The following is a 14,859-nucleotide window of genomic DNA, read 5'->3' on the forward strand; positions in this document are numbered from 1 at the left end:
ACAGCGCACGCGTAAGCTGTTGCGCCCTGTTTTTGGTTTGAGATCCTCAATGTCAATTTGTGTGTTGTCCCGCGCGGCGGTATTCGGCGTGTGCGCCGGCTGGCTTGGTAGCGCGATCGCCGACGTGCCTGAAATACCCGACGCGCCCGTCGCGGCGCAATCGCTTTCCGGTTCGAAATGGAAGGTGTCGATCGGGCCCGGCATCATGGTGTCGCCCAAATATCCGGGCGCGCGTGCGATGGCGGTTCTGCCGCTGCCGTCCGTCGATATTTCATACGACGACCGCGTATTCTCGCAAGCACTCGACGTGCTTGGGCTGAATCTGCTCAAAGGCGACGACTGGCACGTCGGCACCGCGATTTCGTTCGATTTCCAGTCGCGCAACGAATCCGACGATCCGCGTTTGCGCGGACTCGGAAACGTCCACGCGGGTCCGAAGCTGAAGCTGTTCGCGGACTATTCGGTGTCGTTCGTGACGGGATCGGTGTCGGCGATGCAGGACATCGCTGCGACAGGCCAGGGCCTGCTCGTCAGCGCCGATCTCGCCGCGAATCTTCCGGTGACGCCGAAGCTGCCGGTATCGGTCGGACCGGGCGTGACGTGGGCCAATGCCGTGTATACGCGCACGCTGTTCGGCGTGTCGCCGCAACAGAGCGCGGCGTCGGGCATGACCGCGTACGGCACGTCGTCCGGTGTGCGCGATGTGCATCTGAACGGCTACGCGAGCTACGACTTCACGCCGCACTGGACGGGCTCCGTCGCGGCGACGGTCGGAAAATTGCAGCGTTTCGCCGCCGACAGCCCGATTACCCAGCGCAAGGTCGAGCTCAACGTGTTTGCGGGATTGAACTACCGCTTTTAGCGGTCGCCAGCCACTTTTACGCCAGGATCGCGTGCCGGGTTCAGCCCGACAGTTTCTGCATTTCCGCGAACAGATCGGCTTTCCCTTCGAAGCCGATACCCGGCAAGTCGGGCATCGTGATGTAGCCGTTGTCCACTTTCACGCCGTCCGGGAAACCGCCGTAAGGCTGGAACAGATCCGGATACGACTCGTTGCCGCCCAGACCCAGACCGGCCGCGATATTCAACGACATCTGATGGCCGCCGTGCGGAATGCACCGTTTCCGCGACCAGCCGTGTTGATGCAGCATGTCGAGCGTGCGCAGATATTCGACCAGACCGTAGCTCAGCGCGCAGTCGAATTGCAGCCAGTCACGGTCGGCGCGCATGCCGCCATAACGGATCAGGTTGCGCGCATCTTGCATCGAGAACAGGTTTTCGCCCGTCGCCATCGGCTTGTCGTAGTAGTTGCGAAGCGTCGCCTGCAATTCGAAATCGAGCGGATCGCCGGCTTCTTCGTACCAGAACAGATCGTATTGCGACAACGCCTTCGCATAGCGAACCGCTGTATCCAGATCGAAACGGCCGTTGGCGTCGACCGCCAGTTTCTGACCGTCGCCCAGCACGCTCAGGATCGAATCGATCCGGCGCAGATCCTCGTCGAGCGACGCGCCGCCGATCTTCTTTTTCACGACCGTATAACCCCGGTCGAGATAGCTGCGCATTTCGTCCTTCAGCTTCTCGTGATCCTGGCCGGGATAGTAGTAGCCGCCCGCCGCGTACACGAAAATCTTGCGATCCGGCTCGCCGTTCCCATACCGGTCCGCCAGCAACTGGAACAGCGGCTTGCCCGCGATCTTCGCGACCGCGTCCCAGATCGCCATATCGATCGTGCCGATCGCCACCGACCGCTCGCCATGACCGCCTGGCTTCTCGTTCGTAAACATCGTCGCCCACACCTTGTGCGGGTCGAGGTTGTCGCCGCTGTCGTCGAGCAACGACGCCGGATCGGCTTCGAGCAGGCGTGGAATAAAACGCTCGCGCATCAGCTTGCCCTGGCCGTATCGCCCGTTCGAGTTAAATCCATAGCCGACGACCGGCTTGCCGTCGCGGATCACATCGGTCACCACGGCGACCAGGCTCAGCGTCATCTTGCTGAAATCGATATAGGCATTGCGGATCGGCGAGCTGATCGGCACGGTCTTTTCGCGGATTTCGACGATTCTCATCAGGTTTCCTTCATTCGATGCACGGCATGTGCGGTTACATGGCGCTAGATTAGCCGTCGGATCGCGCGTTATGATTCACTGAAACTCACTTCTTTATTCACTTTTAGTGAAAAATGACCTCGCTTCGAATCTGGAATTCTTCGTGCTGCTGGCACGTCACGGCAACCTGTCGGCGGCAGCGCGCGAACTCGATCTGACGCCGCCCGCCGCGACCAAGCGCCTCGCGCAGCTCGAAGCGCGGCTCGGCGTGCGGCTCGTGAACCGGACCACCCGCAGCATCAGCCTCACCAGCGAAGGCGAAACTTATCTTCATCACGCGACGCGAATTCTCGCGGACCTGCGGGACATGGAAGAAGCGGTGTCGTCGAGCCGCTCTGCACCGCGCGGTCTGTTGCGGGTAAATGCGACGCTGGGGTTCGGGCGCACCACCATCGCGCCGCTGGTGTCGGCGTTTGCGAAGCGGTATCCGCATGTCGAGGTGCAACTCGACGTGACGGACCGGCCGGTCGATCTGGTCGAAAGCGGCGTCGATCTGGCGATCCGTTTCGGGTCGTTGCCCGACAAACGCCTGAACGCGCGACGCGTAATGACCAACCGGCGTTTTCTGTGCGCGTCGCCGCGCTATCTGGAGCGTCACGGCACGCCTGCCAGCCTCGCCGATCTTGCCGCCCATCAATGCATCGTTCACCGTCAGAACGACGACGCCTACGGCGTCTGGCGACTGATACGCGACGGCCAGCCGGAAGCCGTGAAAGTACGCGGGATGCTGTCGAGCAACGATGGCGACATCGTGCTGGGTTGGGCGCTCGACGGGCACGGCATTCTGATCCGCTCGGAATGGGATCTGGCGAAATACGTCGAGAGCGGCCGGTTGCGGGTCGTGTTGCCGGAGTTCACGCAACCGGAGGCGGATCTGTTCGTGTATTACGCGGAGAAGCGCAATCAGTCGGCGAAGGCGCGCGCGTTTATCGATTTTCTGGTGGAGCGGTTCGCTTAATGCGGACACTTACACGAACAATCACCCGAACGCGCACCGGAACACCCCGCTATCGCCGCGCGCTTTTTGGAAACAACGGATACGCCGCCATCGCGCAAGCCGCTGCCGCGAGCCAAACGCCGACCCACGAGCCCGCCGCCAGCAGATGCGGAATCGCGAGCGGCGCGACGAACAGCCCCGCGTAGACGACCGTATTCGCCATTCCCAATGCCGTTCCCGCACGCGACGTCCCCGCCAGCGTGGCCAGTTCCGTGTACGCGACGCCATGCCACGCGGACACGCACACGCCGGCAAACACGATCATCGCGGCGATCCCGGCCGCGTCCATCTTGATGGAAACCGCAACCGACAGCGCCACGAACGACGCCATCGCGACCAGCGTCGAGCCGCGCAGATACGCGCGCCGATTGCCGTGCCGATCGGTATAGCGGCCGCTCCACACGCGCATCGCCATTGCACCGAGCTGAACAGCCGCCATCGTCGCGGCGATCGCGCCGATTCCGAGATGTGCGAAGTCGTGCAGAAACACCGTCGCGAACGTCAGCACCGCGAACTGCGGCACGCACAGAATGCCGATGCCCAGCACCACGCGCCAGATTCGCGCGTCGCGCAACGGGCCGGTCGCGGCCGCCGCTTTCGATGCCGCCGCCGTCGATGCACCCGGCTTCACCGCCGCCGCGAAAGGCGGCTCGATCAGCCACTTCCACGCGAATCCCGCCGACACCACGCACATCGCGGCGAGCACGCCATACACCGCCGCAAAACCGTACGATGCCGCCAGCCACGGCAAGATCAGCGCGCCGAGTCCACCGCCGAGCGGCACCGCCGTCTGCCGGATACTCATCGCCAGACCGCGCTCGCCTTCGCGGAACCACGCCATCACCGCGCGCCCGCTCGATCCGTTGACGCTGCCGCCCAGCAAGCCGGTCACGCACATCGCGAACGCCAGCCAGCCGGACGCGGGCACGCCCGCCGCCGACGGCACGACGCACCACGCCATCGCCGCGAGCGCCGCCGCCGTGGCCGACAGGCCGGTGATCAGCACGGGCCGGTCGCCCCAACGATCGGTGAGCATGCCCCAAGGCAATTCCGACAGCGCAACGCCCAACCCCATCGCGCCGAACACCAGACCGAGCGCGGGATTGTCCAGGTGATACGCGGCGCGCAGCGACACGGCGGTCGTCGGAATGCCGGCGGCGGCGGCCGAAAAACTCGCATTGGCCGCAACGCCGACGCCCAGCACTTTCCATCGATGCGTTTCGCTGCGGGCCGCGCCGATCGCCCATTGAGATGTGCTCATGCTCGCGTCTCCAAGGTTTGACGAACCCAGTTTCGCGGATTAGCATCGTCCTGAATATCAGAAAGTTTCGAACCAATTGTTCGATAAAACAGGATGGTTACTATGGATCACATCGACTTCGATCCCGCCGTGCTGCGCAGCTTCGTCGCGGGTATCGACCTCGGCAGCTTTGCGCGCGCAGCGGATCGCGTCGGACGCTCGACGTCGGCGGTCAGCGCGCAAATCCGCAAGCTGGAGGAACAGGCCGGCACGCCGCTCTTTCGCAAATCGGGACGCGGACTGGCGCTGACCGAAGCCGGCGACACGATGCTGGCCTACGCGCGTCGCCTGATCGCGCTCAACGACGAAGCGGCGGTCGCGGTGCGCGGCGTCGATCTCGAAGGCTGGATCCGGCTCGGCATGCAGGAAGATTTCGGCGAAGCCGTGCTGCCGGACGTGCTCGGCCGTTTTGCGCGCGCGCATCCGAAAGTGCGGATCGAAGCGCGGGTTGCGCGCAATGCGGATTTGCTGGAACGGATCGAGACGAAGCAACTCGATCTCGCGCTGGTCTGGCGCGACGCGTCGTGGCTCGCGGACGCGCCGCGCGGTTTTAGCGTCGAACCGATTGCCGAGCCGTCGATGTGCTGGATCGGCTCGTCGTCGGTGCCGTGGACACGGCAGGACGGCGAGCCGTTGCCGTTGATCGCGTTCGACCGGCCGTGCCTGTTTCATGGCGCCGCCGTCGCAGCGCTCGACCGCGCCGGGATTCCGTGGCGGATGGCGTTTACCAGCCCGAGTCTGTCGGGGCTATGGGCCGCTGCGGCGGCCGGTCTCGGCGTAACGGTTCGCACCCATTGCGGCTTGCCTTCGGGTGTCGAAACGCTGCCTGCGGCCGCGTCGGGATTGCCCGCGTTACCGACGATTCCGCTCGCGCTGCTGCGCGCCGACGCAAGCGCGAGCCCATCGGTGGAGCGCCTCGCGTCGATCATGCTCGACGCCGTCCGCAGCGTCGCAAGTCTGCCGGTGCAGCGCGTGGCCGCGTGACAGCGCCCGTCGGTTCCACGTGGGAACGACGGGCGCGGACGGGTCTAAAGCGGAACCGCGATGTCGCGGCCTGACGTCGTCAGAATTGCGCGGACAACGCGCCGTCGCGCGCGATGTCCTGAGCCGTCGAGCGTGATGCGCCCGACGCCGGTTTCGCTTCGCTTGCGCCCGGCGCGCGCGGCGTATCGCGCCAAGTCACCGGCTCTTGCCGCTCGCGATTCACCGTCAGCGAAAACACGTCGTAGCGGTTGTAATAGCCGACGACATCGTGAAACTGCTTCGGCTCGACGCAACGGTTCAGATCGAACTCCGCGTAAGCGATGCCTTCGTCGTCGCTCAACATATCGCCGACCGGCGAGCCGGTCGGATCGACGAACATCGTCGCCGCGCGCGGCGAACCATCGAGCACGGCCGCCGCTTGCGGGTCGCGCGCCACCAGAAAGTCGCGCATTTCCGCGTCCATATACCCGGCCGAAATAATGCCGAATGCCTTCGCTTCGAACGAATGCGCGCCCGCACGCAAGCGGTTCGCCGCGACGTTATTGAAGTTGCCGCCGCTCGCGGGCCGACGCGTCGGCCACAACGCGGGCCAGCTCGAAATATGAATCTGCTCGCCTTGCGCGATCAGCGCGTAACGCGCAAGCGGATTGGTGTTCTCACCGCAGATCAGACCGCCGATGCGCCCGATCCGCGTATCGGCGACTTGCAGACCGGCACCGTCGCCTGCGGCCCATACGAGCTTTTCGTAGAACGTCGGCACCAGCTTGCGATGATGGTTGACGACAGCGCCGCGATCGTCAACCAGCACGTTCGAATTCCACAGACAGCCGACGCTCGCATGCGAACGCTCGCTGAATCCAAGCGACACGAATACGCCGCTGCGTGCCGCTTCCGCTGCGATTTCGTCGATCTCGGGGCCGTCCGCGTAGATGCTTTCCTGCGCGAAACGCTCGAACAGATCGTGGTTGTCGATCGGCGCCCACAGCGATGCCCAGACAGGAAACGCAGGAATAAACGACTCGGGAAACGCGACCAGTTGCGCGCCGTGACGGCTCGCTTCGCGAATCAGCGAGATCGCTTTCGCGACCGTCGCGCGCTTGTTCAGAAACACCGGCGCGGCATGCGCGGCGGCGACTTTGACTACGGGAAGATAAGACATTGCGCTTTTCCGGAATTGAATCGAAGGAAGGTCAGTGGTCGAGTGCGGTGACCGCGCCGTAGCCGGTTTCCCTGCGCACGACGAGTTCGGCCCAGCGCGACGACGCGGTCGCATCGCGGGTGAACAAGGACACCAGAAACACCAGCAGGAAGCCGATCGGGATCGAGATGATTCCCGGATTGCGCAGCCCGATCAGCGGTGCGCTCAGCCCGACGAGGCTCGTCGCGTCGGCTGCGATATGGCTCGCCGTCGCGATCGCGGCGCTGCGTTCGGCCAGCAGCGCGCTGCGTTGCGCGGCGTCCTGAACCGTCGGCAAACGGGTGTCGATGACCGCGACACGGTCGAGCGCGGCCTGACGCTGCATCGACGGATACGTCATGTTGGGCGACACCAGTACGAGCACGATCGCGACCAGCGTGCCGCCGATAATCCCGATCAGCACGCCTTGCGTCGTGCAGCGCTTCCAGTACAAGGTCAGCACGAGTGCGGGCAGATTCGCCGATGCGGCAACCGCGTAACCCAGCCCGACCAGTTGCGCGACGTTCTGGCCGCGCGCGAGAATGCTCACCGAAATCGCCACCACGCCGACGAACAGCGTCGCGATACGCGCAGCGACGACCTGCTGACGCTCGCTCGCCTCACCGCCGCGCACCGCGCCGACGTACACGTCGTGCGCCAGCGACGATGCCGCAGCCAGCGTCAGTCCCGCGACCACCGCGACGATCGTTGCGAACGCAACCGCAGCAATGAACGCCAGCATCAGATCGCCGCCGACGCTGTTCGGGCCGCCGGTCAGCGCCTGGGCCAGCAGCGGTGCGGCGAGATTGCCGCCTTTATCCAGCGATGAAATCATCGGCGCACCGACGAAGTACGCGGCCGCAAAACCGATCACGATGATGAACAGGTGACATGCGCCGATCCCGAGCATCGCCCACATCACCGAATGACGTGCGGCGCGTGCATCTTTCACCGTAAAAAAGCGCATCAGGATATGCGGCATCGCGGCGGTGCCGAGCACCAGCGCAAGACCGAGCGACAGCAGTTCGAGCGGCTTGTTCAGGAACAGTCCCGGTTCGAGAAAACGCCAGCCGAGTTCGTCGCCGCGCAGCGATGCCGCCGCCGACAGCGTCGCGACGTGCGCCTGCACGAACGGGCTATGGACGATGCCATCCATGAACGCCGGCACCCGAAAACCGAACGGCAGCCACGCCAGCACCACCAGAATGAACGATGCGCCGATCAGCAGAACCGCCTTGATCACCTGCACCCACGTGGTCGCGCGCATCCCGCCGCAGGCCACGTAGATCAGCATCAATGCGCCGACGCCGATCACCGACACGTTGTAGTCGATACCGACCAGCGCGCGCACGATCACCGCGCCGCCGACGATCTGCGGAATCATGTACGCAAGCGCCACCACCACGCTCGATACCGCCGACACGGCCTTGGTCGAACGGAAGCTGTTGCGCATCGCGAGCACGTCGCCGATGGTGTAGCGCCCGAGGTTGCGGCACGGCTCCGCGATAAACAGCAGTACCGGAATAAACGCTGCGAAGAAACCGACCAGATAGATCATCCCGTCGAAACCGTACAACGCGATCAGGCCCGACGCACCCAGAAACGCGGCGGCGGACAGATAATCGCCGGCAATCGCCAGACCGTTTTTCGCGGGACTGATTGCACCGCCTGCCGTATAAAAATCGCCCGCAGTGCGATTGCGTCGCGACGCGAACCACGTGATCAGCAAGGTCGACAGAATCACCAGCCCAAACACGAAAAAGGTCAGACCGTGATGCGTGATCGCGGTTTTCGTAACGGGTTCGGCGCTGGCTGTCGCCGACACGGCCGTCGCGCCGATTGCGCCGAACGTGCCGGTCAGACGTGGATATCGTTTAAAACGCATGGCTTTGCTCCCGCGACGAAACTGGCACGTCGAGCGATGCGCCGACCGGTGCGATCGTGGTCACCGCGCGGTCGAGCGTGGCGACGCGCCGCAGGAACACATACGCAATCACGCCGCCGAACGGGTACTGCGAGATCGCGAACAGCGTGCCGAGATTGATGCCCGGCGCGAGTCGGATCCTGAAGAAATCGGGCGCCCATGCGATCAGCGCGGGAATCGAAAAGTAATAGACGGCCGCCAGCACGCCGAGCGTGACGATCGTATTGCGGCGTCTGCGGGCCAGTTGCTGGAAACGCTCGCTCTTGTAGATGGCGTCCCAGTCGATCTCAGCGTCATTCATGAAACTCTCTCCCTGTCGTTTCGGTGGTACGGGATACACGCGATGACCGCAGTCTACGAACGCCGAATTTCCTGACGAACCTGAAAACAATCACTGGCCTGTGCAAATTTGCACAGCGATGATGGAGTTGAACGGGATTTCCGACTTTCTACTCCATTCTTCCGATGAATCTGAACCGATTGAGCTGGGACGATCTGCGCGTATTTCTGGCGGTTGCGCGCGCGGGCAATCTGTCCAAGGCGGGGCGCGCGCTCAAGATGGATCACGCCACCGTCGGGCGGCGCATTTCCGCACTGGAATTCGCGCTGGAGACGCCGGTTTTCGAACGCGACCGGATGGGCTACCGGCTCAATGCGCAAGGCCGCGACATGCTCGCGTATGTCGAAGCGGTCGAAGCGAACGTGCTCGCGCTAGGCGACACGCTCGACGCCGACCATCCCGGCCTGACCGGCCATGTGCGGATCGCGACGATGGAAGGCATCGCTTCGCTGTATCTGAGCGAGCAGTTCGTCGAACTGAAACGCCAGCATCCGTCGATTGCGATCGAACTGGTGACGTCCGCGCACGACGTGCGCATCTCGCATCGCGAAGCCGACCTGTTTATGGGCTTTTTCGAGCCGCGCGGACCGAATCTCGACATTCGTCAGATCGGTCAGTTTCCGCTGCATCTGTACGCTCATCCTGCGTATCTGAGCGAGGCCGGCACGCCGCAAACGGTCGAGGATTTGCGCGCGCATCGTTTCGTCGGGTATATCCCGGACCTGATCCAGCTCGACGCGGTGCGCTGGCTCGACGACGTGATTGCCAATCCGTCCACCGGTTTCTATTCGAGCAGCATGCTCGCGCAGATGTTCGCCGCGGCGGCGGGCGCCGGGATCGTGATGCTGCCGTCGTTCGCGCGCGCCGGACGCTTTGGGCTGGTGCAGATTCTCGACGGACAGATCGACGTCCGCCGCGATGTGTGGCTCAGTTCACATCAATACCTGCAACGCGTGCCGCGGATGCGCAAAGTGGCGGCGTTTCTGGCGGAGATCATGGAGCGCGATTACCCGGTGCGGTGAACGGTCACAAAGTGATGTCGCGAACTGATGTCAGGAAATGTCGCGACAGCGGGCAGTCGCGCGCAAACCCTTGTCCAGCAAGCCTTCGTCGCGGTGAAACAGCGTGACATACTTCACCGGCTGATTTATTTCACGCGTCCTTCTACAGTGCGGTCATTGCCACGACGCAGTGCGAAAACGTGGCCCGACACCCGAAGGACACATCGTGAACAATCGCTTGCTCCAGACTCAGGTTTTCGCCGCCCCGGCCTCGTCGACCACGGCTCTTTTTTCCTCGCGCGGCATCGTACGCAAACTGATTCTCGCCGCGTCGGCCGCGGCGTTGACGTTCGGTAGCGCGTCGGCGTTCGCGTGGTCGCAACATGCGACTGCGTACACGTCGCACGGCACCTACAACGGCGCGCGCTACGGTTCCTGCGGCGGCGCAAGCTGCTCGCATGCGGGCGGCGTGGCGGGCCCCTACGGCGGTTTTGCGACCAACACCGGCACGGTGACGCGCAATGCGCCGGGTCAGTTCTCGAACAGCGGCACCGCGACCGGACGCAACGGCAACCAGGTCCAGCACGCGGGCGACACCAGCTGCGCGGGCGGCAGCTGTGCGCACACCGGCACGCTCACAGGACCTGACGGCAAAACCGCCACCACCTCCGGCGAAGTCACGAAAAACGCGCCGGGACAGTATTCGTCGTCGGGATCGGTGACGGGAGCGAACGGCAACACGGTCGGACACTCGGCGTCGACGAATTGCGCGGGCAATACCTGCAATCGTTCCGGCACGGTGACCGGTCAGGATGGCGGCACCGTCAATCACAACGGCACCGCGACGCGGGTGGCGCCGGGCGTGGTGACGACGTCGGCGAGCGCGACCGGCGTTCACGGCAACACCGTGACGACAGGCGGCACGGTCGTTACCACCGGCGTGGTGGCGACAGGCGGCACGACCGTGGTGGTCGCGCCCAAGCCGGTCGTCGTGGCGCCGCCGGTTGTGTATGTGCCGCCGCCGGTGGTGGTGGCGTCGGCTCCGGCTGCCGTCGTGGTGACGACACCGGCCGCTGTGGTAACCCCACCGCCCGTCGTGGTCGCGAAGCCCGCGCCGCAGGTTGTCGTCGTCGCGTCGCCCCCGCCGCCGCCGCACGCGGTGTTGATCGCGCCGCCGCCCCCGCATGCCGTGGTGATCGCGCCGCGGATGGTGTATGTCGCGCCGGCGCGACGTGCCGCTGTGTGGGTGCCCGCGCATTGGATCGGTCGCGTGTTCGTTCCGGCGCATTGGGCCTGATCCGGCGTCACCGCTGTTATTCCCCGCTTCCGTTTATGCCCGCGACGCTCGCACAGCGCGCGGGTTTTTTGCATCCGCAGGAGCAAAGGGAGCGTCAGGACCGGGTTCGAGCGCGCCGCAGGTGATCCGCTGCTAAACTCCCGGTAGCCACAGCCGCCGGCCAACCTGCACTTATGACCCAACACAAGCACTCTTCATCCGGCGTATTCCGCGACTACGTCGACGCTTTCGAAGCCTTACTGCGCTATCCGCTGAATGCCGTTCCGTTGACCGACACGCCGCCTCCCGCACGCGAGGTGGACCGCAACAAGCCACTCGCCCTGATCGTTTCACCGCATCCCGACGACGAATGTCTGATCGGCGGTCTGGCGTTGCGTCTTCAGCACGAAGCCGGTTTCGACGTCCTCAATGTCGCCGCAACACTGGGCAGCAATGTGGGACGTCAGCAAGCGCGCTGGCACGAACTGTTGCATGCATGCGAGCGCCTGGATTTCGCCACGCTCGACCCGGCATTCGACGGCCGTCGTCCGATCAATCCGGCCCGACGCGCCGCCGATCCGCAAAGCTGGGCGCGCGACGTCGCTCGTCTCGCGGGCATTTTCGATGCATACCGGCCGCGCCTGATCCTGTTTCCGCACGACGCCGACGGCTCGGCCACGCATATCGGCACGCACGCGTTGACGCGCGACGCGCTTGCGCTTTACGCGCAGCCGGTGTGGCTCGCGCAAACCGAATTCTGGGCAACGCTCGCCGAACCGAACCTGCTGGTCGAACTGTCGGGCGGGACGGTCTGCACGATGCTCGAAGCGCTGACGTGTCATCGCAAGGAGATCGAGCGCAATCCGTATCATCTGCGGCTGACGTCGTGGCTTGCGGATAGCGTGCGGCGCGGCGGCGAAACCGTGTTCGGCGCGGGCCTGACGCCGCCGGCTTATCCGTTCGGCGCGCTATACAGGATGGATCGGTGGGATGGCGAGAAGATCGTCACCGTGACAAAGAAGATGGGCGTCGGCGCGGATGAGAAGATCGGCGCGATCTTCGATGACGTCGCAACCGATACCGCTGTCAAGACCGCGCCGGCACAGTCATCGTGACCGCGTGAATCGTTGCGTGATCATTCAGTCGTCGGCGATCATCAAACCGTTGCGCCACGCAAACGCGACCGCTTCCGTGCGGTCCGCCAGATTCAGCTTCGCGAGAATGCTTCCGATATGCGCTTTGACTGTCTTCTCGCTGATGTTGAGCGTATCCGCGAGGCGCGCATTGCTCGCGCCCTCGCCTAGCGCACGCAGTACCGCGAGTTCCCGGACCGTCAGGATCGCGAACGGCGTGGGTACCGGATTCTGACGTTGCCGAACGGCCTGCATCATCGTCCGTGCGATGCTGGGGTGGATATAGACTTCGCCACGCGACACCACACGCAACGCATCGAGCAATTCGTCTCCCGACATCGACTTGAGCAGAAACGCAAAAGCGCCCGCTTCGATTGCCGATAACGCCAGGTCGTCGTCTTCCGATGACGTCAACACGGCCAGGGTCGTGTCCGGGCTAACGGCCCGGATCGACCGGATCACCGTCACGCCACTCACATCCGGCATGAGCAGATCGACGATCATGATGTCCGGTTGTAATTCACGTGCCATCTGGATCGCGACGGTGCCGTGCGACGCCTCGCCGATCAACTGAAAATCGGAGGTCGCGGCGAGAAGGCTGGACAGGCCTTGCCTGACCACGGCGTGATCATCGATCAGTAAAACGGACTTCTTCATGGCTGGGCACTCGTTGCAGTATTGAAGGTCACGGCAATCGACGTACCGCCGCCTTCCCGACTGACAAGATTAAATTTTCCACCCGGCAGACCGCTGGCTCTCAGTCGCATATTCGACAGTCCCATTCCCCGGTCGGCGGCGTGATCCATGTTGAATCCGTTACCGTTGTCGGTGATGCGCCAGTCGACGATATCCCCGTCCCGTTCGCAACAGATGGTGAACCGCGTACAGCCTGCATGCCGGAGGATGTTCGATACCGACTCGATCGTGATGATGAAAAGCTGACGCGACACTTCGGCAAGTTCGTTGAGAACCTTTTCGTCGTGATCGGTCATCACCAGTGTCCACGAGGTCTTAGTTCCTGCGATCAATGCATTGACACCCTCCATCAACACCAGACGAAAACCCGATTCGGCGATAGTCGGTGCGGACAGACGCCGGATCATATCGGAAAGGTCACGTTGCAATTGCGTCGTCAGTGAAATCGACGCGTTTAGCAAAGGCATGGTTTCGGCATTGGCATTCGTCATATGCCTTGCGGCGGCCAGTTGCAGACTCACCGCGAACGCGCGCTGTTTTGCCGTGTCGTGAAGATCGCGCGCGAGTCGATTACGTTCTTCCGCTGCCGCCAGCGCCTGCTTTACCTTTATCACTTCCGACATCGCGTCGGCCATCACATCGAAGCGATGCGCGAGGCGCGCAAACTCGTCTTGCCGCGAGTCGTTGATCCGGACGTGAAGCTGACCTTCCGTCCATGCCGTCGCCGCGCGCTCCGCACGTTTGATCCGTTGAACGAATAGCAGCACCAGCGCGATTGCAGAAAGCGAACTCATCGTGAGGAGATAGATCACGAGCGCTCGCCACGGTACCGGATTCCGAAAGAGCACATTCATCGGCGAAATCGCATAGAACCCGATCGAGACGACCGCTCCGGCATTGTCGCCTGCGACAAGCGTTATCGTGCGGATCCAGCCGTCGCTGACGTCCGCGGTGGTCACGGCGCGGTTCGGCACGTGCCGGTTGTCGACGGCGACAGCGATTGCGCTACGCAACGTGTCACTCACGCCAGTAGCCGGATAAGTGCAACGGCGGCCATCGGACGTCTTCGTCGAAGCCACGACCCGGCCGTCGGCAACCGACCGGTGAAAGCCATTGAGGCCTGGATCTCCCTGATCCACCTGCAACACGCGTGTCGCGATGGACTGAAGCACGGCCTGACATACCGCTTGCGGCGAATCATGGATTCCCGTCAACAGATCGGGGTCCGCGAGTGCTGTCCGCAAGTTCCCTTCCATCAGGTCACTACGGGAATCGCTCCTCAACTGAATGTTACTCACGACCGTGCCGCAAGCGATCACGAGTAAAACACCGACCCATGACGTCAGAAACATCATGGGAACGAACTTCCAGAACATGCTGGTTCGCCAGCGTCCAATCCAAGAAAGGGTTCGCCGCCCAGTGGGCTTATCCGACGCGTGAATCAATACTCATGCTCCCTAAGTCCACTTTCGTGGCGCTGCGCTTGACGGGTAGTCGAGATGACCGCCGAAAATCGCGAAGTATAGCGTTCACTGTTGCGTTACGAATCTATCGGTAATCCGCGGCAAGTCCACCTGTTCCGCGTTGGATCACCGGTCAGGCCGCCCCTTATTCGCCGCGAGTTCACGCGCAGAAAGCTTCGTCTAGTTCTAAAGTCGCAGTGTCATATTGGTCTTTAGACGGGCTCAGGCATCGCTCTTAGGCGAATGCCAAAGAAGCCTTTCGCCTGATTCGGCGCACGAGGCTTCTGACTAATATGCTCTAGCGCCTCGTCAGGCCATTACGGCGCGTCAGGAATGGGTGAGTTGAGCATGTTTGTCTACCGGCCCAACGGGGACAGCACTCACGTGATCCCTCTTCAATCGGCTCTAGAGCAGTCGCCATGATGAACGAAACATGTGGTAAGCATCGGCGCTGCGTGCG

The 14,859-nt window shown here is 63.2% G+C and carries 13 protein-coding genes; 6 read left to right on the forward strand and 7 right to left on the reverse strand.

Annotated features, from left to right (window positions below; all coding sequences use genetic code 11):
• Positions 1 to 49: 49 nt before the first annotated feature.
• The gene (locus PW947_RS18160; protein WP_366146131.1) at positions 50 to 862 is read left to right on the forward strand and encodes a MipA/OmpV family protein; all 813 of its coding nucleotides are present in this window, start codon (positions 50 to 52) and stop codon (positions 860 to 862) included.
• Between the two features lie 40 nt (positions 863 to 902).
• Here PW947_RS18160 and PW947_RS18165 read toward each other — a convergent pair whose 3' ends face one another.
• Positions 903 to 2,069: a mandelate racemase/muconate lactonizing enzyme family protein gene (locus PW947_RS18165; protein WP_299633747.1), complete on the reverse strand. Its 1,167-nt coding sequence runs from the start codon at positions 2,067 to 2,069 to the stop codon at positions 903 to 905.
• 106 nt (positions 2,070 to 2,175) lie between these two features.
• Between PW947_RS18165 and PW947_RS18170 the strand changes: the two genes are divergently transcribed.
• Entirely contained in the window at positions 2,176 to 3,066 is an 891-nt protein-coding gene (locus PW947_RS18170; RefSeq protein ID WP_299633748.1) for a LysR substrate-binding domain-containing protein, read from the forward strand.
• 49 nt (positions 3,067 to 3,115) lie between these two features.
• Here the strand turns inward: PW947_RS18170 and PW947_RS18175 are convergent, their stop codons facing one another.
• Positions 3,116 to 4,366, reverse strand: a complete 1,251-nt coding sequence (locus PW947_RS18175; RefSeq protein ID WP_299633749.1) for an MFS transporter — start codon at positions 4,364 to 4,366, stop codon at positions 3,116 to 3,118.
• 102 nt (positions 4,367 to 4,468) lie between these two features.
• On the opposite strand from PW947_RS18175, the gene PW947_RS18180 reads away from it, so the two are divergent.
• Positions 4,469 to 5,389 (forward strand): LysR substrate-binding domain-containing protein, encoded by a 921-nt coding sequence (locus tag PW947_RS18180; protein ID WP_299633750.1) that lies wholly within the window; start codon positions 4,469 to 4,471, stop codon positions 5,387 to 5,389.
• Positions 5,390 to 5,468: 79 nt separating this feature from the next.
• On the opposite strand, the gene PW947_RS18185 is transcribed toward PW947_RS18180, so the two are convergent.
• Genes PW947_RS18185 through PW947_RS18195 form a run of 3 tightly spaced genes read right to left on the reverse strand, consistent with a single transcriptional unit; the run spans position 5,469 to position 8,791 of the window.
• Positions 5,469 to 6,548 carry a carbon-nitrogen hydrolase family protein gene (locus PW947_RS18185; protein WP_299633751.1) on the reverse strand — a complete coding sequence of 360 codons (1,080 nt, stop codon included), beginning with the start codon at positions 6,546 to 6,548 and terminating at the stop codon, positions 5,469 to 5,471.
• Between the two features lie 31 nt (positions 6,549 to 6,579).
• Entirely contained in the window at positions 6,580 to 8,451 is a 1,872-nt protein-coding gene (locus PW947_RS18190; protein ID WP_299633752.1) for a cation acetate symporter, read from the reverse strand.
• Positions 8,441 to 8,791: a DUF485 domain-containing protein gene (locus tag PW947_RS18195; RefSeq protein ID WP_299633753.1), complete on the reverse strand. Its 351-nt coding sequence runs from the start codon at positions 8,789 to 8,791 to the stop codon at positions 8,441 to 8,443. The genes PW947_RS18190 and PW947_RS18195 overlap by 11 nt, the downstream gene beginning before the upstream one ends.
• Positions 8,792 to 8,955: 164 nt before the next feature.
• Here PW947_RS18195 and PW947_RS18200 point away from each other — a divergent pair, with 164 nt between their 5' ends.
• The 3 genes from PW947_RS18200 (at position 8,956) to PW947_RS18210 (ending at position 12,222) form a co-directional block, all read left to right on the forward strand.
• Complete coding sequence (locus tag PW947_RS18200) at positions 8,956 to 9,852, forward strand: LysR family transcriptional regulator (RefSeq protein WP_299633754.1); 897 nt, start codon at positions 8,956 to 8,958, stop codon at positions 9,850 to 9,852.
• A gap of 217 nt (positions 9,853 to 10,069) precedes the next feature.
• Positions 10,070 to 11,128: a hypothetical protein gene (locus PW947_RS18205; protein ID WP_299633864.1), complete on the forward strand. Its 1,059-nt coding sequence runs from the start codon at positions 10,070 to 10,072 to the stop codon at positions 11,126 to 11,128.
• A 173-nt stretch (positions 11,129 to 11,301) separates the two neighbouring features.
• Positions 11,302 to 12,222 (forward strand): PIG-L family deacetylase, encoded by a 921-nt coding sequence (locus PW947_RS18210; protein ID WP_299633755.1) that lies wholly within the window; start codon positions 11,302 to 11,304, stop codon positions 12,220 to 12,222.
• A 24-nt stretch (positions 12,223 to 12,246) separates the two neighbouring features.
• Here the strand turns inward: PW947_RS18210 and PW947_RS18215 are convergent, their stop codons facing one another.
• Together PW947_RS18215 and PW947_RS18220 are read right to left on the reverse strand one after the other, a co-directional pair.
• Positions 12,247 to 12,897 carry a response regulator transcription factor gene (locus tag PW947_RS18215; RefSeq protein WP_299633756.1) on the reverse strand — a complete coding sequence of 217 codons (651 nt, stop codon included), beginning with the start codon at positions 12,895 to 12,897 and terminating at the stop codon, positions 12,247 to 12,249.
• A complete protein-coding gene (locus PW947_RS18220; protein ID WP_299633757.1) occupies positions 12,894 to 14,312 on the reverse strand; it encodes a histidine kinase in 1,419 nt (472 codons plus the stop codon). Before PW947_RS18220 ends, PW947_RS18215 begins: the two co-directional genes overlap by 4 nt.
• Positions 14,313 to 14,859 lie beyond the last annotated feature (547 nt).

Origin of the sequence: Paraburkholderia sp., from assembly GCF_028283785.1 — a bacterium.
Classification (GTDB): Bacteria; Pseudomonadota; Gammaproteobacteria; order Burkholderiales; family Burkholderiaceae; genus Paraburkholderia.